Source organism: Methanocella paludicola SANAE (assembly GCF_000011005.1).
Taxonomy (GTDB): Archaea; Halobacteriota; Methanocellia; order Methanocellales; family Methanocellaceae; genus Methanocella; species Methanocella paludicola.
Genome location: NC_013665.1, coordinates 319,558 through 346,225, shown reverse-complemented (window position 1 = coordinate 346,225; position 26,668 = coordinate 319,558). Strand labels below are relative to the sequence as shown.

24 protein-coding genes are annotated in these 26,668 nt (G+C 58.5%); 15 read left to right on the top strand and 9 right to left on the bottom strand.

From position 1 onward, the window contains the following. Nucleotides 1-28: 28 nt before the first annotated feature. The 5 genes from MCP_RS01740 (at nucleotide 29) to MCP_RS01725 (ending at nucleotide 5,095) form a co-directional block, all read left to right on the top strand. Nucleotides 29-1,768: an ATP synthase subunit A gene (locus MCP_RS01740; protein WP_012899091.1), complete on the top strand. Its 1,740-nt coding sequence runs from the start codon at nucleotides 29-31 to the stop codon at nucleotides 1,766-1,768. 1 nt (nucleotide 1,769) lies between these two features. After that, nucleotides 1,770-3,155, top strand: coding sequence for a V-type ATP synthase subunit B (locus MCP_RS01735; protein ID WP_012899090.1), 1,386 nt, complete (start codon nucleotides 1,770-1,772; stop codon nucleotides 3,153-3,155). Between the two features lie 10 nt (nucleotides 3,156-3,165). Continuing rightward, the gene (locus MCP_RS01730) at nucleotides 3,166-3,786 is read left to right on the top strand and encodes a V-type ATP synthase subunit D (protein WP_012899089.1); all 621 of its coding nucleotides are present in this window, start codon (nucleotides 3,166-3,168) and stop codon (nucleotides 3,784-3,786) included. Between the two features lie 2 nt (nucleotides 3,787-3,788). Further along, a complete protein-coding gene (locus MCP_RS15565; RefSeq protein ID WP_158301427.1) occupies nucleotides 3,789-3,929 on the top strand; it encodes a hypothetical protein in 141 nt (46 codons plus the stop codon). Nucleotides 3,930-4,045: 116 nt separating this feature from the next. After that, complete coding sequence (locus MCP_RS01725; RefSeq protein ID WP_012899088.1) at nucleotides 4,046-5,095, top strand: DUF7544 domain-containing protein; 1,050 nt, start codon at nucleotides 4,046-4,048, stop codon at nucleotides 5,093-5,095. Nucleotides 5,096-5,130: 35 nt separating this feature from the next. On the opposite strand, the gene MCP_RS15560 is transcribed toward MCP_RS01725, so the two are convergent. Beyond that, nucleotides 5,131-5,307, bottom strand: a complete 177-nt coding sequence (locus tag MCP_RS15560) for a hypothetical protein (protein ID WP_158301426.1) — start codon at nucleotides 5,305-5,307, stop codon at nucleotides 5,131-5,133. A 21-nt stretch (nucleotides 5,308-5,328) separates the two neighbouring features. Here MCP_RS15560 and hisF point away from each other — a divergent pair, with 21 nt between their 5' ends. From hisF to MCP_RS01695, 6 genes are all read left to right on the top strand, one after another. After that, nucleotides 5,329-6,150 carry an imidazole glycerol phosphate synthase subunit HisF gene (gene hisF / locus MCP_RS01720; RefSeq protein ID WP_012899087.1) on the top strand — a complete coding sequence of 274 codons (822 nt, stop codon included), beginning with the start codon at nucleotides 5,329-5,331 and terminating at the stop codon, nucleotides 6,148-6,150. Nucleotide 6,151: 1 nt separating this feature from the next. Then, complete coding sequence (locus tag MCP_RS01715; RefSeq protein WP_012899086.1) at nucleotides 6,152-6,442, top strand: MazG nucleotide pyrophosphohydrolase domain-containing protein; 291 nt, start codon at nucleotides 6,152-6,154, stop codon at nucleotides 6,440-6,442. A 49-nt stretch (nucleotides 6,443-6,491) separates the two neighbouring features. Next, nucleotides 6,492-7,220 (top strand): DUF7544 domain-containing protein, encoded by a 729-nt coding sequence (locus tag MCP_RS01710; protein ID WP_012899085.1) that lies wholly within the window; start codon nucleotides 6,492-6,494, stop codon nucleotides 7,218-7,220. Nucleotides 7,221-7,263: 43 nt separating this feature from the next. Continuing rightward, nucleotides 7,264-8,175, top strand: coding sequence for a hypothetical protein (locus MCP_RS01705; protein ID WP_012899084.1), 912 nt, complete (start codon nucleotides 7,264-7,266; stop codon nucleotides 8,173-8,175). Between the two features lie 142 nt (nucleotides 8,176-8,317). Beyond that, complete coding sequence (locus MCP_RS01700) at nucleotides 8,318-9,766, top strand: OmpL47-type beta-barrel domain-containing protein (RefSeq protein WP_012899083.1); 1,449 nt, start codon at nucleotides 8,318-8,320, stop codon at nucleotides 9,764-9,766. Between the two features lie 70 nt (nucleotides 9,767-9,836). Then, nucleotides 9,837-10,802 (top strand): S1C family serine protease, encoded by a 966-nt coding sequence (locus MCP_RS01695; protein WP_231845133.1) that lies wholly within the window; start codon nucleotides 9,837-9,839, stop codon nucleotides 10,800-10,802. Nucleotides 10,803-10,818: 16 nt separating this feature from the next. Here the strand turns inward: MCP_RS01695 and MCP_RS01690 are convergent, their stop codons facing one another. Further along, nucleotides 10,819-11,574 (bottom strand): V4R domain-containing protein, encoded by a 756-nt coding sequence (locus MCP_RS01690; protein ID WP_012899081.1) that lies wholly within the window; start codon nucleotides 11,572-11,574, stop codon nucleotides 10,819-10,821. A gap of 247 nt (nucleotides 11,575-11,821) precedes the next feature. On the opposite strand from MCP_RS01690, the gene rbr reads away from it, so the two are divergent. The 4 genes from rbr to MCP_RS01670 all read left to right on the top strand — a co-directional run bounded on the left by rbr (nucleotide 11,822) and on the right by MCP_RS01670 (nucleotide 20,797). Next, nucleotides 11,822-12,406 (top strand): rubrerythrin, encoded by a 585-nt coding sequence (rbr, locus tag MCP_RS01685; RefSeq protein WP_012899080.1) that lies wholly within the window; start codon nucleotides 11,822-11,824, stop codon nucleotides 12,404-12,406. A 100-nt stretch (nucleotides 12,407-12,506) separates the two neighbouring features. Further along, a complete protein-coding gene (gene ala, locus MCP_RS01680; protein ID WP_012899079.1) occupies nucleotides 12,507-13,484 on the top strand; it encodes an alanine dehydrogenase in 978 nt (325 codons plus the stop codon). Between the two features lie 180 nt (nucleotides 13,485-13,664). Next, nucleotides 13,665-16,856, top strand: a complete 3,192-nt coding sequence (locus MCP_RS01675; RefSeq protein ID WP_012899078.1) for a double zinc ribbon domain-containing protein — start codon at nucleotides 13,665-13,667, stop codon at nucleotides 16,854-16,856. Further along, nucleotides 16,856-20,797, top strand: a complete 3,942-nt coding sequence (locus MCP_RS01670) for a Calx-beta domain-containing protein (protein WP_012899077.1) — start codon at nucleotides 16,856-16,858, stop codon at nucleotides 20,795-20,797. The genes MCP_RS01675 and MCP_RS01670 overlap by 1 nt, the downstream gene beginning before the upstream one ends. Before the next feature lie 307 nt (nucleotides 20,798-21,104). On the opposite strand, the gene MCP_RS01665 is transcribed toward MCP_RS01670, so the two are convergent. From MCP_RS01665 to MCP_RS01635, 7 genes are read right to left on the bottom strand one after another with little or no spacing between them, the layout of a single operon-like run. Then, on the bottom strand, nucleotides 21,105-21,803 hold the full coding sequence (locus MCP_RS01665; RefSeq protein ID WP_012899076.1) for a hypothetical protein: 699 nt from the start codon (nucleotides 21,801-21,803) through the stop codon (nucleotides 21,105-21,107). A 4-nt stretch (nucleotides 21,804-21,807) separates the two neighbouring features. Beyond that, the gene (locus MCP_RS01660; RefSeq protein WP_012899075.1) at nucleotides 21,808-22,437 is read right to left on the bottom strand and encodes a hypothetical protein; all 630 of its coding nucleotides are present in this window, start codon (nucleotides 22,435-22,437) and stop codon (nucleotides 21,808-21,810) included. A gap of 38 nt (nucleotides 22,438-22,475) precedes the next feature. Beyond that, complete coding sequence (locus tag MCP_RS01655; protein ID WP_012899074.1) at nucleotides 22,476-23,387, bottom strand: hypothetical protein; 912 nt, start codon at nucleotides 23,385-23,387, stop codon at nucleotides 22,476-22,478. Beyond that, nucleotides 23,384-24,922: a baseplate J/gp47 family protein gene (locus tag MCP_RS01650; RefSeq protein WP_012899073.1), complete on the bottom strand. Its 1,539-nt coding sequence runs from the start codon at nucleotides 24,920-24,922 to the stop codon at nucleotides 23,384-23,386. Before MCP_RS01650 ends, MCP_RS01655 begins: the two co-directional genes overlap by 4 nt. Beyond that, nucleotides 24,922-25,359 (bottom strand): GPW/gp25 family protein, encoded by a 438-nt coding sequence (locus MCP_RS01645; protein WP_012899072.1) that lies wholly within the window; start codon nucleotides 25,357-25,359, stop codon nucleotides 24,922-24,924. The genes MCP_RS01650 and MCP_RS01645 overlap by 1 nt, the downstream gene beginning before the upstream one ends. 11 nt (nucleotides 25,360-25,370) lie before the next feature. Continuing rightward, nucleotides 25,371-25,766 (bottom strand): PAAR domain-containing protein, encoded by a 396-nt coding sequence (locus MCP_RS01640; protein ID WP_012899071.1) that lies wholly within the window; start codon nucleotides 25,764-25,766, stop codon nucleotides 25,371-25,373. 8 nt (nucleotides 25,767-25,774) lie between these two features. Next, nucleotides 25,775-26,635 (bottom strand): phage baseplate assembly protein V, encoded by an 861-nt coding sequence (locus tag MCP_RS01635; RefSeq protein ID WP_012899070.1) that lies wholly within the window; start codon nucleotides 26,633-26,635, stop codon nucleotides 25,775-25,777. Nucleotides 26,636-26,668: the final 33 nt, after the last annotated feature.

The window sequence follows — 26,668 nt, the reverse complement described above, 5'->3', positions numbered from 1 at the left end:
ATCATTGTAATCGAAAAGGGTGTTTATCTTGAGTCTAGTAGGAGAAATATTTAGAGTTGCCGGCCCTGTCGTCACCGCCGTCGGGCTCCAGGCCCGAATGTACGATGTGGCCAAGGTCGGCAAAGAGGGTCTCATGGGCGAGGTCATCGAGATCGCCGATGATAAGACCATCATTCAGGTTTACGAGGATACGTCCGGCCTCCGGCCGGGCGAGCCCGTGGAGAACACTGGCATGCCTCTGTCCGTTGAGCTCGGCCCCGGGCTGCTTACGTCCATCTACGATGGTATCCAGAGGCCGCTGCCCATCTTGAAGAGCAAGATGGGCAACTTCATCGAGAGGGGCGTTACGGCGAGCGGCCTGTCCCACGAGAAGAAGTGGCAGTTCACGCCGACCGTCAATGCCGGCGACAAGGTATCCGGCGGCAGCATCATCGGCACGGTCCCCGAGACGAAGAGCATCGTCCACAAGGTCATGGTGCCTCCCCTCACGGGCGAGACGGCCATCAAGGACATCAAGGCCGGCGAGTTCACCGTCGACGAGGTCATCGGTCACCTGGCCGATGGCACGGAATTACGATTATTACAGAAGTGGCCAGTCCGTAAGCCCAGGCCGTTCAAGGAAAAGCTCAGGCCAGACATTCCATTAGTCACTGGCCAGAGGATCCTGGATTGTTTATTCCCGATTGCCAAGGGCGGAACGGCGGCAATCCCCGGGCCCTTTGGCAGCGGCAAGACCGTCACCCAGCAGCAGCTGGCCAAGTGGTCGGACGCCGAGATCGTCGTCTACATCGGCTGCGGAGAGCGCGGCAACGAGATGACCGAAGTGCTTTCGGAATTCCCGCACCTCACCGACCCGAAGAGCGGCAACCCGCTCATGGACAGGACGGTCCTCATCGCAAATACCTCTAATATGCCCGTCGCGGCAAGAGAGGCTTCGGTCTATACCGGCATCACCATCGCGGAATACTACCGTGACATGGGATACGGCGTCTCACTAATGGCCGACTCGACCTCAAGGTGGGCCGAGGCCATGCGTGAAATATCCAGCCGTCTCGAAGAGATGCCCGGCGAGGAAGGCTACCCGGCTTACCTGGCAGCACGCTTATCACAGTTCTACGAGAGAGCGGGCCGCGTCATCACCAACATGGGCAAGGAAGGCAGCGTCTCGGTCATAGGCGCGGTCAGCCCGCCCGGCGGCGACTTCTCGGAGCCGGTCACGCAGAACACGCTGCGTATCGTCAAGGTGTTCTGGGCGCTCGACGCCAAATTAGCCCAGCGCAGGCACTTCCCGGCCATCAACTGGCTGAACAGCTACTCGCTGTACCAGGACAGCCTGAAGGAGTGGTACACGAAGAACATCGGCGGCGACTGGAATACGCTGAAGGCTGAGGCCATGGAGCTCCTGCAGAGAGAGTCGGAGCTTCAGGAGATCGTGCAGCTCGTCGGCTCGGACGCATTGCCGGAAGACCAGCAGCTGACGCTTGAAATAGCGAGAATGATCCGCGAGTACTTCCTGCAGCAGAACGCCTACCACGAGGTCGATACGTTCTGCAGCCTCAAGAAGCAGTTCATGATGATGAACGAGATTATGGCCTTCGGCCGGCTCGCCAAGAGGGCCCTCGCGGCCGGCGTGCCCATGCCGAAGATCCTGGGCCTCAAGTCCAAGACGGACCTGGCGAAGGTCAAGTTCGAGGCCGACTTCGAGAAGTACCTGGGCAACGTCGACAACGAGATGAAAGCCGAGTTCAAGGCGCTGGAGGCGGCTTAAGATGAAGGAATACAAGACGATCACCGAAATCGCCGGGCCCCTGGTCTTCGTCAAGAAGACGGAGCCCGTCAGCTATAACGAGCTGGTGTCCATCCAGCTCTCCGACGGCAGCATCAAGAGGGGCCAGGTGCTGGACACCTCGAAGGACGTAGTCGTCGTACAGGTCTTCGAGGGCACGGAAGGTATAAGCCGCGAGTGTGGCGTCAAGTTCCTGGGCGAGGCCATCAAGATGCCCGTGAGCAAGGACATGCTAGGCCGTATCCTCTCAGGTGCCGGCGACCCGCTGGACGGCGGGCCGGCCATCATCCCCGAGAAGCGGCTCGACATCGTCGGCGCGGCCATCAACCCGTACTCGAGGCGGCAGCCCAAGGACTTTATCCAGACCGGCATCTCCACGATCGACGGGATGAACACGCTGGTCAGGGGCCAGAAGCTTCCCATCTTCTCGGGCGCGGGCCTGCCCCACAACGAGATCGCCCTGCAGATCGCACGTCAGGCAAAAGTGGTCGGCTCGACCGAGCCGTTCGCCGTCGTGTTCTGCGCGATGGGCATCACCTCGGAAGAGGCGCAGACCTTCATGCAGGACTTCGAGAGGACGGGCGCCCTTGAGAGGGCCGTCGTGTTCATGAACCTGGCGGACGACCCCGCCATCGAGCGTATCATCACCCCGAGGCTGGCGCTGACCACCGCGGAGTACCTGGCGTTCGAGCACGACATGCACGTGCTGGTCATCTACACGGACATGACCAACTACTGCGAGGCGCTGAGACAGATCGGCGCCGCCAGAGAAGAAGTGCCCGGCCGGCGTGGCTACCCCGGCTACATGTACACTGACCTGGCCATGCTCTACGAGAGAGCGGGCATGATCGACGGCAAGAAGGGCTCCATCACGCAGGTGCCCATCCTGACGATGCCCGGCGACGATATCACTCACCCCATACCCGACCTGACCGGCTACATCACGGAAGGCCAGATCGTGGTCGCGAGAGACCTGCACCGCAAGGGCATTTACCCGCCCATCAACGTGTCCCCGTCCCTGTCGAGGCTGATGAACCTCGGCATCGGCGTCGGCAAGACCCGTGAAGACCACAAGGCGGTGTCGGACCAGTGCTACTCGGCCTATGCGGAAGGCAAGGACCTGAGGGGATTGGTCGCGATCGTCGGCAAGGACGCCCTGTCGGAGAGAGACAGGAAGTTCCTGGAGTTCGCCGACATCTTCGAGGACAAGCTCGTCCGGCAGTCCCGCGAGGAGGACAGGACCATCGAGCAGACTCTCGACATGATGTGGGGCCTGCTCGCCACGCTGCCTGTCACCGAGCTGAACAAGATCGATAACAAGTACATCGACAAGTACCACCCGGCCAAGAAGGCGAAAGTGGCGGCATAAGGTGAACTGAATGGCTATTAAGGACAACATCAAGCCCACTCGTTCCGAGCTGCTTGAGTTGAAGAAGAAGATCGTCCTGTCGCAGAGCGGCCATAAGCTGCTCAAGATGAAGCGGGACGGGCTCATCCTGGAGTTCTTCGAGATCATGGAGAAGGCCCGGAACGCACGCAGCGAGCTCATGAAGAGCTACGACGACGCGACGACCAAGATAGCCATTGCCCGTGCCGTGGAGGGCGTCGTGGCGGTCAGGTCCGCCGCGTTCTCCCTTACGGAGAAGCCGGAGATCAATCTCGAGAGCAAAAATGTAATGGGCGTCATCGTGCCTAAGATCGAGTCCTCGGGCGTGCAGAAGCCGATCCTGAACCGGGGCTACGGCATCATCAACACCAGCGCCCGTATCGACGAGGCGGCCCAGGGCTACGAGAGGCTCGTGGAGCAGATCATCATCTCCGCGGAGATCGAGTCGGCCATGAAGAAGCTCCTCGACGATATCGAGAAGACCAAGCGGCGTGTCAACGCCCTTGAGTTCAAGGTGATCCCCGAGCAGCTCGAGGCGGAGCAGTTCATCAAGCTCAGGCTCGAGGAGATGGAACGCGAGAACACGTTCCGCCTCAAGAAGATCAAAGATTAGATATGTATATCTTCGAAAAACTTACGGCGCTCTGGGACTCCCCGGAGGGCCGTGGACTTATTTTTAGGTTCATGTGGTACGTTTCGCTGGGCATGATGGTGCTCGGCTACCTGATCATCGCTTACATGTTATTCTTCCAGTGACGCCTTACTGCCTGTGTGCCTCCGCAGCCGGCATGGCCGGTCAGTAAGATGGAGCACCTATTTATAAACGAATGCTTTATTAACAACTGTAGCCGTTCAATAGCGGATGTGTTAGTATGACAGAATGGTGGGCTTTCAAGCCTATAACTACTGCATTCGAGAAGGCGAAGAAAATACTTCTCGAGCCGTTCAACGCATGGGCGTGGCTAAAGCTAATGATCATCGTGTTCTTCGTGGGCACGGGGTCCAGCCGCATCAGTAACCAGTTCAGCAACATGGCCAACTATCGCACAGGCCCGGAGGACACCGCGGGCATCGAGCAGGGCATCACCTCGCTCCTCTCGAACTCTACGATACTGGCGATAATAATCGTTGCGGCCTTGCTCATAATTCTCGTCGCGGTCCTGTTCGCTTACCTGCGCAACGTGTTCTCGTTCGTCCTGATCAAGGCCCTCACGTCCGGCGACGTGCACATTATCCAGCCCCTGAAGGAGAACCTGGGCCGGGGCTTCAGGCTGTTCGTCTTCACGCTGGCTGCCAGCATACTCACGCTCGTCGTCGTACTGGCCTTCATCGCCATCGCCATCCTGCTGATCCTACTCGCTGTGCAGGCGGGCACCTCCTCGGCGGCGGGCATCGTCACGCTCATACTGGTGATCTGCGTCATTTGCCTGCTCATCCTGCTGATGGTCCTGTTCTCCATAGCGATGGGCATCTTCATCGGCTTCACCTACGACTTCGTGGCGCCCATGGTCTACTTTAAAGGCAGGGGCATCGTCGAGTCATGGAAATGGCTCTGGGCGTCGATTAAGAAGGACTGGCAGCAGTACGGCGTATACGTGATCACGCGCTGGGCCCTCGAGCTTGCGGTCGGCCTGCTGTCGATGATAATCATCGTGCCGGTGGCCCTCATCTTCATCGCCATCCTCGTGGCCGGGTGCATCCTCGCCGCGGCCGTGGCAAAGACCAGCGTCGCGCTCGCGGTCGTCATCGGCCTCGTACTACTGGTCGTGCTGGCGCTGTTCCTCATCGCCCTCATGGCCATATCGATGCCCATCGCGGTCTACTTCCGGTACTACTCGCTGGACGTGCTGAAGCATATCGACCCGTCGGCCGTCATCTACTCTGAAAGGTTCGCGCCTCCGCCGGCGACGCTGCCCGCGTGATGACAAAATAAAAACGAGCTATTTCTTTTTTCGGATTATTTTTCCAGCTTCGACAGGTCCTTGTGCCGGTAGATATCCATACACCGCGAGGAACAGAACGCCTTACCGCCGTACTTCTCGGCTTTTCCCTTGATCTGCTTCTTACAGTTCGCACAGACTTTTGGTCCAAAAAGGCCGTTGAACATGCCGCTCACCATTAAATATATAGTCATACCACAACATAAAGCCCCCTGATGCTCACAAAGAGAGTCATTCCCTGCCTCGATGTGGTCTTAGGCGAAGGCGGCGGCTGCGTGGTCAAGGGCGTGGAGTTCGTTAACCTGAAGAACGCCGGCGACCCGGTGGAGCTTGCCAAGCGCTATAACGAGCAGGGGGCCGATGAGCTTGTTTTCCTGGACATCACGGCCTCGCACGAGGGCCGCAGGACCATGATCGACGTCATCGAGCGCACGGCCGACGAGGTCTTTATCCCCATGACCGTGGGCGGCGGGATCAAGACCATCGAGGGCATCCGTTCCATTTTAAGGGCCGGGGCGGACAAGATCACCGTCAACACGACGGCGGTCAAGGACCCATCCTTTATCAAGGAGTCCTCCGACATTTTCGGCTCCCAGTGCATCGTGACCGCCATCGACTGCAGGAGCAACACGAATATCGGGGACCCTAACGCTGTCAATATCATTAAGAACAAGTTCGGAAAGCCCGCGTGGTACGAGGTCGTCATCTACGGCGGCCGGACGCCCACGGGCATCGACGCCATCGAGTGGGCCAAAAAGGTGGAGGAGCTCGGGAGCGGCGAGATCATGCTGACGAGCATGGACGCCGACGGCACCAAAGACGGCTATGACCTGCCCATCACGAAGGCGATATCCAAAGCCGTCCGCATACCTATCATCGCCTCGGGCGGCGCCGGGAACATCGAGCACATGTACGAGGCCTTCGCCGAGGCGGACGCTGACGCTGCGCTGGCCGCGAGCATTTTCCACTTCGGCGAGTACACCATCGGCCAGGCAAAGGAATATCTACGCTCTAAGGGCGTACCGGTGAGGCTCTAGCATGGAGATCGGGGAGTTCCAGCGCCTGATGAAGGCGCTCTACGGCGCCAACGACGCTGAGAGGGGACTCCAGAAGACCCAGCTCTGGTTCTATGAGGAGTGCGGGGAGCTGGCCGAGGCCATGCGAAAGAACGATAAAAAGGCCATCGAGGAAGAGATGGCCGACGTGTTCGCCTGGATGGTCTCCATGGCCAACATGCTCGACATCGACGTGGAGAAGGCGTGCCTGGAAAAGTACCCGATGAAGTGCCCCAGGTGTGGCCACTTGCCCTGCACGTGCACTGAGAAATAAGGCCAATGACCACCATATTTTTAAAATAACGAGGCCATTATCACGGTCAATGGACTCCATAGCATCGGCCTCGGTGAAATATGGCAGCAGCCGCACCCGTGAGCTGCTCTTCAGGCCCCTCGACCTGAAATTTTGGTTACTTGCGACGCTGGGGCTCTCTGCGGGCGACCCGAGGCAGGCCGAGATGTGCCGATTGAGGCCATATTACCGGGGCACAAGGCTCCTGGCCACGATGGGCGTGCTCATTATACTGCCGGCGTTCCTCATCCCGTTCATGGCGCCCTTTATCGGGTCGGGCGGAGCGCTCGTGCTCGTCGTGCTTTATCTTGTATTCGTCCTTGCCATGTGTCTCGCCAGCCTGTTCCTCGAGGTGAGCCTGGACGCCGTGTTCGCCATAGGTCACGAGGCGGGATGCGGCTTTTCGGACGCCTTTAGAGCCTTCGCCCGCTTCGTCCGGGAAGACCCCGGGAATGCTGCCGGCTATATGGGCGCCAAGCTGCTCGTCGACACGGGGGCGATGACGATCGTATCGCTGTTTTTCCTTCCCGCTTTATTTACTATGGTATTTATCCTGTCGTCCGTGCTGCACACGCTTCAGGCAGGGCAGGCCGTTTCGAGGGCAACGGCTTTTGGCGGGCTCGCGCTCGTTGCCGTGTTCTGCGCGGCCGCCATGCTCGCCTCGGGGCTCCTGTCGGTGCCGCTGTCGGCGTTCTATGGCTACTACACGGAGGAGACCGTACGACGAATATGTCCCGTGTCTTACGCCGCACGACGCTAAATATTTAAGCAATAGCGGCCACTAAAATCACGGCGTTTCAGCTATGGACGGTTTCTTCTCATTATTCGGCAAAAGCATGAAGGAGCTCGGAAAAAGCCCCATCCTGCTGCTGGCCGGCCTCATCCTGGGCGCACTGTCGCTGCCACTTCTGGCAGGGTACATCGGGGTCCAGCAGATGATCCGCTCAGCGCTGGTAGACTTTTCCCAGCTCGTCGTGCCTCTGCTCATCACGCCCTTCATCACGGGAGGCGCGCTCGGGTATGCGCTCGAAGTGCGGGAAAAAGGGTCCTCCAGCCTCTCGACGTTCTTTGCCTCGGCGAAGAAGAGCTACCCGAAGCTGCTCATATGCGGCATCATCGCTTTCATCGTCTACTACTTCCTGCTCACCGCCATCATGGTGTTCGTGCTTGCCGGCACCGTGGACCCGTTCATCGGCTCCATGCTGGGCTTCCTGATGCTGGGCCTGACGTTCTTCGTGCTCATGTCCATCGAGTTCTACGACATCGACGTCGTCTCGAAGGGCTCGGGCATCATGGCCGCCTTCAGGAACAGCATGGACTTCGCCCGGAAAAACCTGTTGACGGCGGCGGGGTTCTTCATCATGGCAGTAGTGCTGAAGTCCCTGGTACAGCTTCCCCTATCCTTCGGCATGGCGGGCGCCATGATATCGAACGAGACCTATTATAACGCCCTGATGGCCATGTCTAACGCCTCGGCGAATGCCACGAACGCGACCGCTGCCAACGCCTCGGTCAACATGACCACGCTGCTGAGCATGGGTAACATTACACTGAGCCCTGAAGCGCTCGTAGTCGTCGGCATCTTCCAGATGCTCATCCAGGGATTCGTCTTCGCGCTGCTGGCGCTCTTTAAGGCGAACCTGTACATGGTAGTAAGGAACCGGAAGAAGATCACGGACTTCGACTACGATTTCTCGGACGAGGAGTCGCCCTGACACGGCCCTTCGTTTCTTTAAACGGTTCTCTGATTATGATAGAAGGCTTATATATTCAGCGGTAATTCAGGACATAAATGGTTAAGCCAACATACGTCTATAAGCATAACTCAATGAAAACGATCAATAAAGGGGTATTACAATGAACAGGGTAGGAAAGAGTATGGGCGCCTTCGCGGCGACTATCATCTGTTTCGTGCTCGTATGCGGCTCGACGCTGCCACTAGCGCTTGCCGCGGATACGACGCCGCCCGTAACGAACGCTTCACTTGTCGGCACTTATAACAGCACCTCGGGCTGGTACTACGGGGATAGCGGCCCAACGGTCAGCCTGTCGGCGACCGACGACAACTCTGGAGTCGCCCACACGTATTATCGGCTGGATAGCAACGCTGAGGTCACATATACATCGAGCTTTACAATTGCCGATGGCAGCCACACGCTCGCGTTCAGGAGTGTCGATAACGCCGGAAATACCGAGACACTTAGCGCATCTCATAATTACCTTACATTAAACGTGGACATCATCAAGCCCACGTTGAACATAACGATAAACGGCAAATGGAACGCCACCGCTGGCTGTTATAGCGGCAATACGAGCGTGAACCTGACGGCTTCCGATAAGGGCTCAGGCGTATCGTCCATCCAGTACTCCTTCGATAACAGCAACTGGAAGGACTATGCAGGCAACATAACCATTCCCGACGGCTCCAACACGCTGTACTACAGGAGCTACGATAAGGCCGGGAACGTGAACGCGAGCTCTATGGCGTTCAACGTCTTCAACCCGGAGATCCTGACCAGCCCGGCACACGACACATGGTACGATCATTACATATATGGCATTATGTTCGTTAAGCCCGCTTCAAACGACACCAGATACATTCAGTATTCGTATAGTAGCGATCATAAGGTCTGGTATACATACGATATGGATAACCCTGCTCCGTTCGATCTTTTCAAGGAGGGCAACTACTCGATCTGGTACAGGGCCGTCAGCAGGTCTGGCAACACCAGCGATATTCGCTTCATGTGGTTCGGCATAGACATAACCCCGCCCACTATCGGTATTAGCTATGACGGGGATATGTCGAGGAGCAAAGGCTGGTTCAACGGTGACGTCACCGTGCACATAAACGCCAATGACAACGGCTCCATCAGCAGGACGGAGTACAGCTGGGACAACTCGAACTGGAACACGTACAAGGACCCGTTCAAGGTGACCTGGGGCAAATCCAGGACGATCTTTTACCGCACCTTCGATATGTACGACAGGACGGCCAGCGGCAGCACGTTCATTTACTTCCGCCCCGGCAGCGTGGACCAGGGGCCCATGTCCGACACGGTCTACATAAACGGCTCGACGTCCGGCGGAAACCCCACGGCGACCGCATCGCCCACGGAGAACCCGACGCCCGTGCCGACCCAGCAGCCCACCCCTACGCCCACGATAGAGCCTTCGGCAACCCCGGTCCCGGACACGTCCTCGGGGTCTGGTAACCCGCTCGCCATCGCGGTCCTCGTGGGAGTGCTGGCGTTCCTGGGCATCGCCGCGGCCGCAGTATACCTCTTCATGTCTAAGAAAAAGTGAGCATGGAGAGGCCCCCTATTTTTTTCTCTTTTAGAAAGGCATAAATGAGTTAATGCCGTATCTTCATTGTATGGCCGGAGGGCCTGTCATGATACCCGTGGATGAAGAAGAGCTTGTCAGGATCATCGAAAACGCCAGCCCGTGGGTCGTCAACATCAGCGTGAGCATGGTGCAGGACGCCTACATGAACGCCGCCCCCGTACAGGGAATGGGCTCGGGCATCGTCGTGGACAGCGCGGGCTACATCCTCACGAACAACCACATCGTGGAGAACGCGAACGGCATGGTCGTCAGCATGTTCGACGGCACCCAGCTCGACGGCACGCTCATGGGCAACGACCCCATGTCTGATGTGGCGGTCGTGAAGGTGGACAGCAATAAAAAGCTGCCCGTGGCGAGGCTGGGCAACTCCGACGGCGTCAAGGTCGGAAACACGGCGATCGCCATCGGGAACCCGTTCGGGTTCATGCTTCGCGGCCCGACCGTTACCGTGGGCGTCATCAGCGCCCTCAACCGGACCATCCAGGCGGACAAGGGCGTCTTCGAGAATTTATTTCAAACTGACGCCCACATCAACCCGGGCAACAGCGGAGGGCCTTTGTTGAATAGCAAGGGAGAGGTCATAGGCATGAACTCCGCGAACATCCCGTTCGCCCAGGGCATCGGCTTCTCCATACCCATAAACAATGCCATGGCCATCGCAAAAGAGCTGATCGAGCACGGCAAGGTCATCCGGCCCTGGCTCGGCATCCTGGGCATCGGCCTGAACAAGGACATCGCCGCATATTATAATCTAAGCGCCGAGGAGGGCGTGCTCATCACGAGGAGCTTCGAGAACAGCCCCGCATGGGCGGAAGGCATCACCTCGGGGGACGTCATCACGAAGGTGGACGGCAAGCCCATCAAGGACATGACGGAGCTGGCCGGGTACGTCCGGAAGAAGAAGATCGGCGACGTGATCACGCTGTCCGTGAAGAGAGGAAATCTCCAGGGAGACGTTAAGGTGAGGCTGGCCGAGATCCCGACCTCAAAATAATTTTTTCGATCATTTTTTATTCAATGATGAACTCACACCGCCCGTCGCCCATGGCGTAGCACTTCGTCTCCTTTACCTTCGCCGGGCTGTTATAGTATTTAGTGAAGATGGTCTCGAAGATGCCCGAGTCGAAGGCGCACGCCGGCCTCCCGAGATACGGCAGGTCCTGGCATTCGAAGCAGTCGCAGATGACGATATCGAGGGGTTCCACGCTCCTGACATCCAGGCGTCCCAGCTTCTGCGCCTCCCAGAATTTCGCCAGGTTTGCCAGCAGCCGGCCCAGGTCCGGGTCGGCGACACGAGGGTAGAGCGCCTCGCCAACGCTGGCGCCGGCCTCGTGGAGTACGGGGTCCAGGTCGATGCCCTCGTCGAGGAGGGCCACGCGTATGGTGCGGAACATGAGCCGGAAGAAAGCGAACGGGTCGCCGGACGACATGGCATATTTAGATATGTACTCCGTCATGTCCTTTTTCAGCTTTTTCCGCCGGGACAGGCCGCCTAGGTAGCTGGAATCGATGAAAAAGATCTTTTTACGGGCGTCTGCGGGGTCGGCGCGCGATGATACGATGCCGTCGTCGGCAAGGCTCTTCAGGTGTACGGATATGGTCGATTTAGCCCTGCCCGAGGCCTCGACGATCTCGTCGAATCTCATCTCTTTCTCCAGGAGCATGGAGAGGATGCTCATGCGGACGGGGCTGTCGACAGCCCGTATTCCGCCCTCGGTGGCAAAGAGCTCCGCCGCCCGCTCATCGCGGCCCTTTTTTTGCTTCATCTCTTCCATACTATGACCATAAACTACAAATAGTTATTGTTCGTATATAACAGAATGTTCGTTTACTATCGAACATTTGGAGATGGAGTGCTCCGCGCGGAAGTAGCAGGCATGTATACCACCTGATTAACGATCATGAGCTGCGAAGCTGCATGAAGCAACAGGGGCCGCAGAATGCGGCTCCTCCTCTCGAAATGAGAAGGATATTAAACTTGTAATAAAAATATAAATGTGACAGGAACCGAACATGACGCAGACCATTGAGAACCTGACGAAAGCCTTTATCGGCGAAAGCATGGCAAGGAACCGCTACACGTTCTACGCGAGCACCGCCCGCGAGGAAGGGTACGAGCAGATCGCCGCGATCTTCCAGCTCACGGCGGACAACGAGAACGAGCACGCCGAGTGGCTGATGAAGATGATCAACCAGCTGAAGGCGAAGTCGACTGACGATTACGGCGAGATCCACGTCGAGGCGGCCGCGCCCACCGTATGGGGCACCACCGTGGAGAACCTGAAGGCCGCCATAGCCGGCGAAACGTACGAGTACACGACCATGTACCCGGAGTTCGCCCGCGTCGCCAAAGCCGAGGGCTACAAGGACATTGCCGGGCGCTTACTGTCGATCGCGAATGCGGAAGAGCACCACGGCGGCCGGTACGCCAGAATACTCAAGGAAGTAGAGGCGGGCACGTTTTTCAAGAAGCCGCAGGAAGTAGCCTGGGTATGCAGGAAGTGCGGATACGTGCACTTCGGCAGGGAGCCCCCGGCGAAGTGCCCGTCGTGCGATCATGAGAAGTCATACTACGAGCTGTTGAACGAGGTTTATTAAAGCCCGATGGGCACTGGAAAGCGAAGCTTTCACCTTTTTTGGAAAGCTTAATCTACCCATTGCCCCTTCTTTTTTTATTGTATAATTACGGAGAAATTTAATGGTCAGGCTATTGTCGGATACGGACATAAAACGGCTAGTCACGATGAACGATATCGTCCCCGCGGTGGAGAACGTTTTCGCGGAGTACGCCGAAGGCAGAGTGGAGATGCCCAGTAAGATATACCTCGACATAAAGGGCTACGGGGACTTTCGCGCCATGCCATCCTACGTGCCGTCCATAGGCACGGCAGGTGTAAAATGGGTCAACGTGCACCCCGATAACCCTTCAAAAGGCCTCCCAACGGTCATGGCGACCATACTCCTGAACGATCCTGAGACAGGCAGGCTCATTTGCGTGATGAACGGCTCCACGCTCACTGACGAGCGCACCGGCGCTGCTGGAGGAGTTGCGGCGAAGTACCTCGCCCGCAAGGACTCTTCGGTGGTCGGCCTCATTGGGAGCGGCCACCAGGCCTATACGCAGATGCTCGCCTACAACGTGGTGTTCGGGCGGCAGATCAAGCTCGTCAAGGTCTACAGCCGCCACCCCGAGCACGCCGAGGCGTTAGCGGGGCGCATCAGGGCGGAGATGGGGTACGATGCGCAGGCGGTAATGACAGCCCAGGAGGCGGCGGACTCTGACATTATCGCTACCATTACGCCCGCCCGCAGGCCGGTGCTCATCGCCGACTGGGTGAAGCCCGGCACGCACATCAACGCCATCGGGGCGGACGCCCCGGGCAAGCAGGAGCTCGAGTCCATGCTGACCGTCAAGGCCAGGGTCTTCGTCGATTCCGTCGAGCAGGCCTCCCATAGTGGCGAGATCAACGTCCCCTGGAGCCAGGGCCTCCTGAATAAAGATAAACTGGCCGGCACTATAGGCGAAGTGATCGTGGGCATGATGCCCGGCAGAACGAGCGACAGGGAGATCACCGTCTTCGACTCCACGGGCCTGAGCATCCAGGACATGGCCGTGGCCCACCTCGTCTACGAGCGCGCCCTTAAGGAGCACATCGGCACCGACGTCAACATCTAATGGGCATTTTTAATTCTCGAATATTATTTTTTCTCAGTAAAAATTTCCCCTGCCAGGGGTTATCTCAAAAATATTCTTCCACATACGTTAAAGGCAAACTGAACTAACAGTAACATATTTTTACTAGGCCCTTGTATAGATAAATTATCAAGTGGTTGGTGTAGAGTCGGGGGCATAAAAATGGTTCGAAAAGCGTTAGTTGCCTGTATCTTATCTATAATAATCGCTGTATTTTTGTTACTTGCATGTACTCCGGTACAGGCAGAGCTCGTAAAAAAGGTATTCGTCACCTGTGAGAACAACGGCGAGGTCTGGACTGTCGATCCGTACATGGTAAACCAGTCCACGAAGACCATCGTCGGCAGTCAGCCGAAGGACCTGGCCGTCGATTCCAGCGGCAAGTACGCATACGTGCTGAACTACGGGGACAACGATATATCTGTGGTAGATCTCGCCGGCGGCACCGTGGTAAGAACGATCGACCTTGAGGAAACTATCCCGGATTATCATCCTTTCAGGATCGTTGCGGATCCGCAGAGGAACTACGCCTACGTGGCCGCCAATCTTACCGGTAACCCCGACGACTGTGTCATCTTCGTCATCAACATGAACACGGGGCTGGTGAGCAAAACCATCGAATCGGAGAAATATAACCAGGGCAGCGGCGGCGTCCGCGCGATCGCGGTAACATATTTCGGCGGCACCCCGTACCTGTTCATAACGCATTATTACGATAACGAGCTGGTCATCTATAACCTCAACACGTACAGCGAGATCGGGTCAGTGAATATATTCCATCACAACGGAGGCGGCGATTATGAGGTATTCAACACGACAGACGTCGCCTTCTCTGCCAACGGCCAGTTCGTGTACGTGGCCCATAAGAATAACGTTTCGATGTTCAACACCGACCTGCTCATAGGCCTGGCGGGGTCGGGAATAATATATGTCACCGGCCACACGATATCCACCAGCGGCGTCGCCGGCGAGGTGAATCGGCTCCTGCCGGACAACACGAGCACCGGCGTGTACCTTTCATGCGCTCCCAATTCTATCGCTATCGCAGACGCGACGCTGTCCCGCATAAGCGTCACGATACCCGTCAGCTATGGCCCCAAAGAAATGGCTTTCGATAACAATACGCTATATGTGTGCGACTCGGATAGCTCCATATCGGTCGTAGACCTGTCGAGGCAGGTAGAGATAGGCAGGATCAAGGTGGGGAGCATGCCCTCCGGCATCGTGGTGCAGACCGTCGACGTGCCCGTGCCTGTGCCATCGCCGTCGCCCACGCCGCTTCCCGTGACGACGGTGAACGTGACCGTGGACCCTAACCCGATCATAGCTGGCTCCGATGCGCAGGTAAAGGTCACGGTGATGAACGGCACCACGCCCCTGAAGAACTCTTTCGTACGCGTCATAAGCACCGGCGGGACAGTAAGGAGCTCCAGCGGCACCACCACTTCGGACGGCGTCTTCCTGACGAACTTCACGTCGTCGTCCTCCGGCAGGTTCGACCTGACGATAAGCGCGAACACGTCAGGGTACCTGGACCAGTCCTCGAGCGCCGTGATCGTGGTCAATCCGGCCGGCGCAAAAATGCTGTCCCTTAATGTAACCGCCGAGCCTAAAGAGCTGACCTCGGGCTCCGAGGCGTCCATCGCGGTCAAGGTCACGGATAATGGCGCCCCGGTAAGCGATGCCACGGTCAGCTTCATCAGCACGGGCGGCAAGGTCACAAGGCTGTTACCCACGACGGCCTCGGACGGCACATGCTATGCGAAGTTCACGTCAAACGCCTCGGGCTCGTTCGTGCTCACCGTCACGGCCAACAAGTCAGACTACGGGACCGCGACGGCCAACACGATAATAACCGTGGCCCCGGCAGCCGTGAACGTGCTGACCATGAACGTAACGGTATCGCCCCAGCCGGTCGTCATCGGCAACGAGTCGGTCATCACCGTCACCGTCATGAACGGCACGCAGCCCGTCAACGGCGCGCGGGTGGACCTGACGAGCACGTTCGGCGCGGTCACGCCCCTTTCCGGACTGACGACGTCCGACGGCAAGTTCCTGGCGAAGTTCAAGCCCGGCAGCCCGGGCTTCGGCTTTTTGACGGCCAGCGTGAACGCCACGGGCTACGAGAGGGCGACGAGCAGCACGGCGATCGAGGCCGCGAGCGCCGCGCCGAAGAAGCTTTACATTAATATGACCATCGACCCGAAGCCCGTCGACGTGAACGAGGGGGCTACGGTCGCCATTTCGGTCACGGACGGCGTAAAGCCGCTGAGCGACGCGCGCATCAACGTCACGTGCACCGGGGGCAGCATCGTGCCCGCATACGGCAAGACAGACTCGGACGGCAAGTACAACGCGAAGTTCATACCGGACGACGCCGGCACCTACACCATCGCGGTCGTGGCCACGGCCACCGGGTTCGAGCAGGCGAGCTCCAACGCCATGGTCGACGCGACCGAGAGCCTCGTGCTTAGCGATTTCGTGTTCTGGATCGCCTTGATCATCGTAATACTGGCGATCCTTATCATCGCCATCGTGTGGTTCCTGCGGAAGTGGCTGCGGAAGTCGCTCAGCATCGTGCCGAAGAAGACGAGGATACCGGCGGACGGCGTCACGAAGGTGCCCGTCAGGGTGCAGTACGTGAACGGGTTCGGCATGCCGAGCAGGATGCGCAGCGACGTGGAAGTGGAGCTCGAGGCGACCTCGGGCACCATCAAGAGCGTCACGCTGCCGTCAAGGAGGGACTACATCGACACTGACCTAACCGCCTCCAAAGAGTTCGGCACGGTCACGATCACCGCGAAGTCAGCCCGGGATGTAGCATCGGCAGAAGTCCTATACGTAGTAGATAACGGCTCCCTCGAAGTTACGGTGGCCCCGGACTCGATACCGGCGGACGGGAAGTCTTCCGCCTCCATCACGGTCAAAGTGAAGGACGGAAAGGGCAACTACGTGAAGCCTCTTGAGGACACGGTAATCGAGTTCAACACATCGCTGGGTGACGCCGTGAGCTCCGTCTACATGCCCGCAGGCGACCAGTCTGCGAACGCCACCATCTTTTCGGGCGACATGACAGGCATATCGGTCGTGACCGCGTCCATGGGCAACCTCAGGGGAGAGGCCAAGATCGAGTTCCGAGGCCTGCCCAAGCGGTTCTGCATGAACTGCGGCTCCCCGATGACCCTCGACGCCCAGTCCTGCCCGGCCTGCGGCAAGAACCCGCCGTCCGGCGTGGACACCAAGCAGTGCATGACCTGCGGTACCGTCATTCCCGAGCAGGCCCAGTTCTGCCACAAGTGCGGGGCCATGCAGAACGTCCGCGTAAAAGTGCCGCCCGTCGGAGGGCTCAATTGATGCGCCAGATCAGGCTGGCGTTATTCGTCCTGGCGCTCGCTCTGCTGCCAGCGCTCATCTCCGCGGAGGCCAGCGGTTCAGCGCTAGTCTATTTTAACCAGACCTCCGAGAGCGTGGGCGAAGGCAGCACCGTCGGGCTCACTATCATTTATGATAACCCCGACGCCTGGATAATCGGAGGTTTGCCGGTGACCATTAAGATGAGGGCCACTGGAGGTAACGCGACCTACGGCACTAATTATACGGCGACGTTGAACGGCGTGCCGTTCAATTCCGACGGAAGCGCGACGTACGTCTTTACGCCCGTTTATACGTACTGGCATGAGATCCCGGTCGTGTTCCACGCGAGCAATTCGATCGCTAATGATGTGTCTCAGGAATTCACACTGGAAGTATCTGGTGCTTTATATACATATCCGGGATGGCCCGACCGGAACACGCTCCACATCGATAAGCTCCCTACGACCCAGTTCCAGGCCGTGCAGGAGAGCGTCAACGAGGGAAGCTCGATCAACGTCGCCGTCGTCCGGTCCGGGGCCACATACATGCCGAGCAGCGTCGATTACACGTGCATGAGCAACGCCACCAGGGGCGGCACTTTTACCGTTTCCCCGCAGCCGCAGACAGTCAACTTCGCGGCAGGCGAGACAGTCAAGTATATCACTGTCAGTACTTCTGTTGACGGCTATTTCGAAAACGATTATAATGTCACCCTTCAGCTTTCGAACCCTGTCGGCTGCAGGCTTGTGAATACGGTCAAGAATAACCTGACGGTGACCAGCAGCGGCTCGACGCCTGTCGTCGAGTTCAAGGAGACGAGCGAGAGCGTCGACGAGGGCGGCAGCGTCAACCTCACGGTCACCCGGGAAGGCGACATATCGAACACCGCCAGCAAGGTCGAGCTCAGCATGGACATCCTTCCGGGGACCGGCTACTACGCGGTCACCGGTAACAACGCCACCCAGCTTAACAATAATAATTACCAGATAACCTTCCAGAAGGGCGAGAAAGAGAAGACCATTACCATAAACGCGGACTCCAACCTTGCCTACGATGATACGCGGGTGATAAAATTTACCCTCGAGGCCGTGAACGGCGGCAAGGCGCTGATCGGAACGAAGGGCTCGAATGATCTGACGATCAACGATAGGACGGCGCTGCCGGAGATCGAGTTCGTGCTGTCGGGCGAGGCCGTCGACGAGGGGAACGCTATCGATATAACCCTGTGCAGGACCGGCGCCACGAACATCAGGAGCAGCGTGGAGTTCAGCTATACGGTCGAAGGCCACAGCAGGGATAACTTCTCGGTATCGCCGACGAACATGGTCCTGTTCCAGCCAGGGCAAAAGACGGCCAACATCACGGTCACGACCCGTGACGATGTCATCTGCGGCAATGATTATCGCCTGGACTTCACGCTCACAAACCCCGTTAATGCCACCATCGGCAATTCGATGAACGCCCTGGCCGTTTCCGATACGACCCCTTACCCCGTGGTCAGTTTCACGGCCGGCATCGCCAGCGTCAATGAAGGGAACACCGTCAGCCTTTATCTGACCCGGTCGGGCGCGAAGAACGTCGAGAGCAGGGTCGTATTCCAGTATGATAATACGCTGAGCAGGAACATGTACGTCTCAAGGTTCCAGGCTGACCCGGCGCTGGACAGCACGTCAAAATGTATTATAACGTTCGCCCCGAACGAGACCGGCAAGACAGTCAACATCAGCGTGATCGAGGATAACAGGACGCACGATGCCCAGTACGCATACTTCCGGCTCCAGCCGCAGGATAACGTCTCGATCGGTTCCTTAGACCACGTGGAAGTGGAGGTCATAGACCTATCGGAGCGCGTGCCTGAACCCTATGACGTCTATTTCACCGAGTCGGGCTTTGACGCCAATAGCGGTGGCTTATGCGAGATAATAATAGAGAGGTCGGCATACGACCGGGAGTCCAGCATTATTTTCTACCGGGCCAGCGGCAGCGCGGCCTCGCCCGATGACTACTCCACGACGGCCGGCCTTCCATACACGGTCCACTTCGCGGTCAAAGAAAGATTCCAGAAGATAACCGTGCTGGTCAACTCTTCGGCACAGGGCGAAAAGTCGGTCGTCTTCGGCCTTCAAAAGGTATCGGACGATGCAGTTCCGGGTAATCCACAGACCTATACGCTGTCCATCCATGGCCTGACCCCCACCCCAACGCCGACGCCCGAGCCCACGCCGACACCTACCCCGGCGCCCGACGTGGAACAGTTATACGTCAACGCGAACCTCGACACCGAGCAGATCGTCGCCGGATACGAAGGCAAGATCACCATCACCGTGACGGACGGGACCCGGCCGGTCAGCGGCGCAAAAGTGAGCATCGACCGCACCGGCGGCCAGATCATCATGCTCAACTCGACGACGGACGGCAACGGCGTCTGCTACGCCACGTTCAAGTCGGACAACCCAGGCCAGCACTCGCTGACAATCACGGCCACGGCCACGGGATATGACCCGGGCACCGCGATGCTGGCCGCCAGCGTAGTCAACGCCATACCCGGGGCGCTTACCGTGAACGCCATGGTCAAGCAGCAGCCCGTGGTCATCGGCTCGGAGGCAGAGGTCACCGTCAGCGTCATGGATGGCGGCATCCCCGTGCCGGGGGCCTCGATAAAGATCGAGACCACGAGCGGCTCTGTAACCCCGTCCTCGGGCACGACCGACAGCGACGGCAACATGTTCGCCATGTTCCACTCGGGAGACCCTGGCTCGTACATACTTACCGTGACGGCAACGGCTAGCGGTCACCCGGCGTCCAGGGTGAGCTACGCGGTACAGGTCGTGGGCGCCGATGAGAGGCACCTGTACGCCGCCATGAGCGTCGATCCCAAGTCGGTCAGCCCCAACTCGAAGGCCGAGGTCACGGTGACGGTCACGGACGGCGTCATGCCAGTGAGCAACGCGCAGGTCAGCCTCGTGGCAACGGGCGGCACTATCACCCCAGAGTCCGGCGTTACCGACAGCGACGGCAAGTTCGTCGCCCAGTACACAGCGGGCTCCGAGGGCACATATACGCTTGGAGTCACCGCCTATTCCGAGGGGATAGGCCAGGCGAGCTACAGCACCTTCATCAAGGTAAAACAGGGCATGTTCGACATGCAGATCCTGATCTACTTCATCATTGCGGTCATCATCATCGCCATCGTGCTCATCATCCTGGTGACCTTGATAGAGAAATGGAGGGAATACGACCTCAGGGTCGTCCCGAAGGTGGGCGCCATCCCCGCGGACGGCATGTCCAGGCTGCCCGTGCGTATCGAGGTCTTTAACGGCTTCGGCCGGCCGAAGAAGGCGCGGAGCGACACGTACGTCGAGCTCGAGTCCACTGCCGGCCGGATCGAGAGCGTCACCATACCCTCAGGCAGGAACTTCGCCGACGCGGTCCTGACGTCCTCCAAGGAGTTCGGCCCCGTCACCATAAAGGCTAAGATAGGCGATAAGGCCAATGCGTCCGTGCCCGTCGAGTTCAAGCTCGAGGGAGGCTCTCTGGCCGTAACCATCACCCCGGGCATGATCATCGCCGACAGCAAGTCGTCCGCCAGCGTCAACGTCCGCATACGGAACTCGAAGGGCAACTATGTCGTGCCCCTGTCCGACAAAGTGATCGAGCTTAACACGACCCTCGGCGACATCGTCGGCTCGATAGTCAACATGCCCGCGAGGGCTAACTCGGCGAACGCCACGATCGTCTCCAATAAAGAAGGAGGCATCGCGATGGTGACCGCGACCATGGGCACGCTAAAGGGTACCGGCCGCGTGGAGTTCCGGAGCATGTCCCGTCAGCTTTGTGCAAACTGTGGCCAGCCCATACCGGGCAGCCTGCCCGTATGCCCGTCGTGCGGTGCGCCTGCGGTTTCAGCGGATGATAAGAAGGCTACTGCGTCGATGAACTGAGCGTCCGACAGAAGCCCGCGAAGAGTCGTAAGACCGCGAAGACGGTTTCGAGCCCGAAGACCGCGAAGCTTACGCGAAGACCGCGAAGATTCATTATAATATAATTTTATTTTTTCTTGATTAAGTCAAAATCCCGTAATTTATTCTTTAAGAAAGTCTTCGCGGTCTTCGCGTAGGCTTCGCGGTCTTCGGGCTCGAATAATCTTCGCGGACTTAGGACTCTTCGCGGGCTTTGACGGCATGAGAGACTGGATAGAATAACACAATAAAGCATAAATAATAAAATGATAGCAGCAAATCGCCGCCGTCACTTGACCCGGATACCGTCCAGCTTAATCTTCTCGAGCGGGCCCACGGTCACGATATCGACCTTTAGCGTCGCCAGCACCTTATAGACGAGCGTCAGCTCGTCTTCCGGCGAGCCTTCGGCGCCGTTACCGAAGCCTTTGACGATCTGGATCTCCTCGACCCCGCGCTCCACCAGAAAGGGCTTTTCCCGGTAGAACAGGCGAATGATATCCATGGCGATGTCCTCCCTCGTCCGGAGGTCGGCCTCTTTCACGGTGATCGCGTACGTGAGCGCCATGTGGACGTTCTGGGTTTCGCCGATGGCCCTGGGGATGCTGTATTTCACCCTGACGGACTCCTTCCCTTTCTTCGGGACAGCCCGAAGGCTCACGATGCCCCTCGAAGGCTCGACCATATAGTCGTCGCCCTCTTTCTTAAAAGTGCCCGGAGGGCATTCCACGCTTATAATGGCTTTGACAGGAGGCCTGGAAAGCCGGAATATGGCCGTGGAGCCGTCGGCGTCCAGCATGTCGACGACCTCCTCGTACTTGACGCTCATGGAGCCGCCGACGCTGGTCTCGTCTACGATAAAGTCAGTGCAGACCAGCGATACGGACCTCTTTTTTCCCGCCGCCGGGCCCAGCGCCACCTCGTCCTTAGCAAGCGACAGGCCGCTCTTAAGCCGATCGAGCAGGGCGTCGTCGATCTGTCCGATCATGGCATCACGTCTTCACGACGGGCAGGACGAGCTGCTTCACGCGGGTCGTATAGTGCAGCACGTTGGCGATCCTCACGGCGCTGTCCTTGCTCGTGTCGGCGAACGTGATATGGCGGATCTCCTTGTCCGGGTACGGGTTCACGAGCACGTAGCGGTACCACAGGCGCTGGTTCGGCGACTGCAGGTACTCAACGTACGGGTTTTTCGTGCCCCTGGGCCGGAGGTTAGACCACTCGTGTATGTAGACGCCCCGGGCGTTGAAGGCCGTGCCGTCCACGTACTCGACCGTGATGTCCAGGACTTCCTTATCGCCTCCCACGGCGCCGGACCAGTACGATACGGTGTCCGCGTAGTCGTTCAGCCCGAACCTGCAGATGGTGCCGACGGTGTTCTTATCCGTGTAGAACTGTTTCGTTATGAGGCCCATCGTGTCGATGCCGTAGTTGTACTCGTCCTCCATGTTCGTGCTCAGGTTGTACGATTTGCCGGCCGGGCTGGAAAGCTGCGTAAGCGTCACGCTCCTGGTCATGTTATCGATGTACTTGCGCAGGCCCGCCAGCTCGTCGATGATCCTGTTCCATTCCTCGGACCTGATCAGGTCCCCGGGCTTCTTGTAGCTCAATTCAAGCGCCATTGCTCACCCCTCCCGATTCTCTTTCAAGTTAATCATAGTCATACCACCTTCACCGTGCCCTTTACTCCGCTGGCCTTCAGCGAGTCTAGCAGGCCCTGTACGTATTCCGGCCTGGCGCCGACCCTCTCGAGCGAGGCCGACGGTATCCGGACCTCGAACGTGGCGGGCAGGTATGCAGACCACTCGAAGGTCACTTTCGTCGCGATCTCCACGGCGAACACGGACTTGTCGAACTGCGCCCGGTCAAAGACCCCCAGGTTGGACCCCACCGCCTCCGTGTACTTCCACCGGGTCTTACCCCTGGGCAGCGTCAGCGGCGTTGTCGATGAGAGCGAGGCCGTTCTGTCCGCCCCGTTGAGTATCGCCCGCCCCGCATAAAGGTTTAACACGTCGCCCCGGGCCATCCTGCCGTTAAAGGTGACGGACTGCCCCGTGTCGATGTTCGTGATCGTGGGATTGTTGATCTCCACGTCCGGCGTCTCCACGGCGAGCGTTATCCGGGGCTGCGACGAGGAGATGCTGACCGGGTCCACGGCCCATTCCCCGTTCGCGGGGACGGTCCAGGACTTTTTCATGTTCTCCTTCGGGTTCTCGACGATATCGATGGGATAGTCCTCCGGCAGGCCCAGCGCGATCCTTATCATGATACGGATGGAGTTCAGCGTGCCCCCGCCACTGTACCCTATGATGGCGGTCTTCAGGCGGCCCCTGTACTCCTGGTCCGCTTCGCCGACCTTGCGCTGCGTGCTGAGCATCAGGCCCAGCCGGTCCAGGTCATTGCCCCGGGCAGTGTCCACCCAGTGGGACCGCAGGATCTCGATGAGGTCCGACTGAGTGTAGTCCAGGACGTTTGCCACGGACCGGATGAGCGTAGTGACCGCCGAGTCCGCGTTCCACGTCATGTAAAAGTGGGGCAGCCTGTCGGCGATATCGTCAGCCCTTGACATCATGCCTCCATGAAGAGCTCCAGCAGCCTGCAGTCGCCCTTCTCATCCCTCTTGATGCGGACATTCTCCGCCTTATCGTTGATCGTCACTTCGCGCACGTCCTTTACTCCGCTAACGCTCACAGCCGCTTCGATGATGCGGCTTATAATGACGTCGTCGCCGATCTCCAGGGACGCGAAGTACTTACGCACGGCCTGGTCGACACCCTGCCTGACCGCCTCGATCTCGGCCCCTGCCGCCGTGTATACCATGAGCCGGACGTCGAGCGGCACGGAAACGGGCCGCTTGAGCTCGACGCGTATCCCGGCCGAGCGGGTCTCCTCGATGGCGTTCTCGATCTCCTCCCGGTCTCCACCCGTGGCGATGACCTGGATGATGCCCGGCACGCCGTCGGGCTGGTCGATCACCACGACTTCGCCCGTGACGCCCTCGACGGCCTGGACGGCAAGCTGGAGCGCCCGCGTGGTCGCCTTGCCAGCCCGCTCCATGGCCCGCTTTGCCCTGTCCCTCAGCTCCTCGTCGCCCTCGACCTCGGCGCCTCCCATGATGTCGCTCTTGTTGACCACGTAGTCGACCCCGGGTATGGCCGTGGGCATCATGCTGATGCTTCCGGAAAAGACGTTCCCCGCCCTGCCCGGCACCGTCGCCACGACCGGCACGATGATCTCCCACTTGCCGGCCGAGTTCTTCGTCAGCAGGGCCTCGCGGATGGTCTTAAAGCTCCGTATGTTCTCGGAGTTCCTGGAGTAGGTGGATACTTCGCTATCCTTTGGTATGATGATCTTCTCGTAATAGCTGTAGTTGACGTAAAAGACCGAGCTTTTATCCGGACGCTTACCCGGCTGAAGCCAGACGATCCGGTCGCTCTCAAGCCTGAAGTCCGTGCCCTCGGCGAACTGGACCGCCGTGCCATTAGCCTGGCCTTCGATGGACTTAACGCTCTTGACCATGCCGTTCTTGAGCGCGTGGGCATCCTTGCCGTCGAATACGATGGCCTCGTTCGGGACGCTCAGCAGCTTGGGCTCGCCGCTCCTCCCGAAGGTGACGTCCCCGGTGGCATGCTCGGCCGGCTTCCTGGTGACGCCCAGCATGGCGACGACAAGGTCGAGGGCCTGTTCCGTGGCGGTATCGATGAAGCTCGACTCGTAGACCGCTTCCATCTGGGTGTACAGGAAGCCCATCTCGACGGCGATCGACTCGATGATGGTCCGGACGACGCTGCCCGGGTTGACGTCGGTGATGTCCACCGGTGTCCCGGCCAGGTGATAAACCGTGAACGGGGTGTTGCCGTCGGGCTTTGAGCCCTGGAGCCATTTCAGCGTGTGGTCGCTCACTAAATAGTCCACGTCCTTCGTGAACACGTGGGGGTACCCGTTCAGGCTGCCCTCGACCTTGACCACCGTTTTCTCTTCCGGATATGACAGGGTGTATACTCCCCCGTCAGGCAGGTACGTGAACTTTTGCTCCACGACGCCGCTGGCGATCTGCGATAGTATCGCGTCCGCAATATCCCTGTATGCCTTAGGCACGTATGACACTATTCCACCTCCAGATTATAAGGGAACGAGATGCCGAGCGGGGTTTCGCTTCCGATGGGCACGATGGCGACCTCGACGACGACGGCATGAGGGTCGCTGCCATGGGGCATGACATCAATGCTCTCGACCTTCTCGACCCGGACCTCCTGGGAGAGGCACTGGTTCACGTAGAGCTTCACAAGGTTCCACGTCTTCAGGTTGTTAGGGCTGCCGATCAGCTCGTGCAGGTTCGAGCCGTACTCCGGGTAGCCCAGCTCCTCGAGCTCTCCCTGCCTGGTCAACAGGCGGTGTATGATCGCCTGGCCCAGGTTCTCCCTTCCGGACACGATGTCCACGTCGCCCCTGCGGTTGACGTAGAGGTCCGCGCCGATGCCGTAGAATCCGGCATACTGGCCCATCCTCAGCTTTATATCGCTTCCATATATGCTATCTGGCATTTTTTACCCCGCTAACCTATCATTACTGTACCCACTGCGATTATCTTGCCGATCGGGAGCGGCGCCGGATCGTTACATGTCAGGGCCGTATCCCCGTTACGGGCCGCCGGCTTGCCGTTGATCATGACGGTCGGGCTGCCCATGATGATCTGTCCCTGGTTCGTGGGAGGCACCTGGAACGGCCCTCCCTGGGGCATGTGGGGCGGCATGTTCATCGCCGTCGAGCCCACCGTTGCGGCCGGCTTCTTTTCTATTATCACGTTCGTGCTGCAATTACCTGTGATCGTGCCGTTGAACGGGCTCGGCAGGGGCGTCGGTACCGGAGGCCCCGGTGGCGCAGGGATCAGGAATATATGCGTATCCACGGCCATCACTTTGTCTCCCATCTTTGCTGCTGGCATGCCCATGCTCTCACCTAGTTGATGTTCACGATAGAACCCTTGATGTTCATGACACCGGAGGCCTTGACATCCATCATGCCGGTCGCTTCCACCTTGGCCATCGCTCCCTTGATATCGAGCTGTGCTTTGGCTTCCATCTTGGCGTTCGTGCCCTTGATCTCGACCGCCTGCGTGCCTTCGATGCTGACGGACTGGTTGCCCTTGAGGGTGATGTTGTTCGCGGTGAGCTTCATGTCGCCGCCGCTCGACTCCAGGCTGACCTCCGCCGTGGTCTTGATGCCCACCTTCTGCTTCGAGTCGATGGCGATCTCGCCCTCCTTGTTGATCGATATTTTAGTATCCTTTGCGGTGATCGTGATGTCGCCGTCCTTGCTGATGGCCAGGCTCGTCTTTTCGTTGACCTCCAGCTTTATGCCTTCTTCCTTCTTGAGGTCGAACTTGTATTTCAGAAGCTCATAGTGCACGTCCTCTTCCCGGACGATGAGCTTCATTTTATGCTTCGGCAACTCCATGTATATGCGCTTAAGCTCCTCCGGCTTTGGATCGCTCGATTGTTTCTGCTTATATTCGGGACAGACATAGACGGCCTCGCCTTCGAGATACAGCGGGGGCTTGGCCTGGTCGTTGTACAGGGTGCCCAGGATGACCGGCATGTATAGGTTGCCCCGGATGAACCCCACAAGCACATGGTCATCGACTTCAGGAATGCATGCGAAACCCATGCGCGTCGAGGCCACCGGCACGTTGGTCAGGCTGTTGCCGCTATCCCTGAGCATGATATCGCAGTGGTAATTGGCGCCGTCATTGTTACTCTTATGTGGCATTACCTTCGTGACCTGGCCTATATCGATGAAGTATCTTGGCATTGTTACCATATTTCTACCCTCTATTCCCCTGTCCTGCCGTCG

Bases quoted from the DNA above. Each gene is read 5' to 3' on its own strand.
- MCP_RS01640 (WP_012899071.1), bottom strand. From the start codon at position 25,766: ATGGGCATGCCAGCAGCAAAGATGGGAGACAAAGTGATGGCCGTGGAT.
- MCP_RS01645 (WP_012899072.1), bottom strand. From the start codon at position 25,359: ATGCCAGATAGCATATATGGAAGCGATATAAAGCTGAGGATGGGCCAG.
- MCP_RS15560 (WP_158301426.1), bottom strand. From the start codon at position 5,307: ATGACTATATATTTAATGGTGAGCGGCATGTTCAACGGCCTTTTTGGA.
- MCP_RS01705 (WP_012899084.1), top strand. From the start codon at position 7,264: ATGGACGGTTTCTTCTCATTATTCGGCAAAAGCATGAAGGAGCTCGGA.
- MCP_RS01670 (WP_012899077.1), top strand. From the start codon at position 16,856: ATGCGCCAGATCAGGCTGGCGTTATTCGTCCTGGCGCTCGCTCTGCTG.
- MCP_RS01675 (WP_012899078.1), top strand. From the start codon at position 13,665: ATGGTTCGAAAAGCGTTAGTTGCCTGTATCTTATCTATAATAATCGCT.
- MCP_RS01655 (WP_012899074.1), bottom strand. From the start codon at position 23,387: ATGATGTCAAGGGCTGACGATATCGCCGACAGGCTGCCCCACTTTTAC.
- ala (WP_012899079.1), top strand. From the start codon at position 12,507: ATGGTCAGGCTATTGTCGGATACGGACATAAAACGGCTAGTCACGATG.
- MCP_RS01725 (WP_012899088.1), top strand. From the start codon at position 4,046: ATGACAGAATGGTGGGCTTTCAAGCCTATAACTACTGCATTCGAGAAG.
- MCP_RS01635 (WP_012899070.1), bottom strand. From the start codon at position 26,635: ATGGTAACAATGCCAAGATACTTCATCGATATAGGCCAGGTCACGAAG.
- MCP_RS01730 (WP_012899089.1), top strand. From the start codon at position 3,166: ATGGCTATTAAGGACAACATCAAGCCCACTCGTTCCGAGCTGCTTGAG.
- MCP_RS01690 (WP_012899081.1), bottom strand. From the start codon at position 11,574: ATGAAGCAAAAAAAGGGCCGCGATGAGCGGGCGGCGGAGCTCTTTGCC.
- MCP_RS01700 (WP_012899083.1), top strand. From the start codon at position 8,318: ATGAACAGGGTAGGAAAGAGTATGGGCGCCTTCGCGGCGACTATCATC.
- rbr (WP_012899080.1), top strand. From the start codon at position 11,822: ATGACGCAGACCATTGAGAACCTGACGAAAGCCTTTATCGGCGAAAGC.
- MCP_RS01735 (WP_012899090.1), top strand. From the start codon at position 1,770: ATGAAGGAATACAAGACGATCACCGAAATCGCCGGGCCCCTGGTCTTC.
- hisF (WP_012899087.1), top strand. From the start codon at position 5,329: ATGCTCACAAAGAGAGTCATTCCCTGCCTCGATGTGGTCTTAGGCGAA.
- MCP_RS01715 (WP_012899086.1), top strand. From the start codon at position 6,152: ATGGAGATCGGGGAGTTCCAGCGCCTGATGAAGGCGCTCTACGGCGCC.
- MCP_RS01695 (WP_231845133.1), top strand. From the start codon at position 9,837: ATGGCCGGAGGGCCTGTCATGATACCCGTGGATGAAGAAGAGCTTGTC.
- MCP_RS01710 (WP_012899085.1), top strand. From the start codon at position 6,492: ATGGACTCCATAGCATCGGCCTCGGTGAAATATGGCAGCAGCCGCACC.
- MCP_RS01660 (WP_012899075.1), bottom strand. From the start codon at position 22,437: ATGGCGCTTGAATTGAGCTACAAGAAGCCCGGGGACCTGATCAGGTCC.
- MCP_RS01665 (WP_012899076.1), bottom strand. From the start codon at position 21,803: ATGATCGGACAGATCGACGACGCCCTGCTCGATCGGCTTAAGAGCGGC.
- MCP_RS15565 (WP_158301427.1), top strand. From the start codon at position 3,789: ATGTATATCTTCGAAAAACTTACGGCGCTCTGGGACTCCCCGGAGGGC.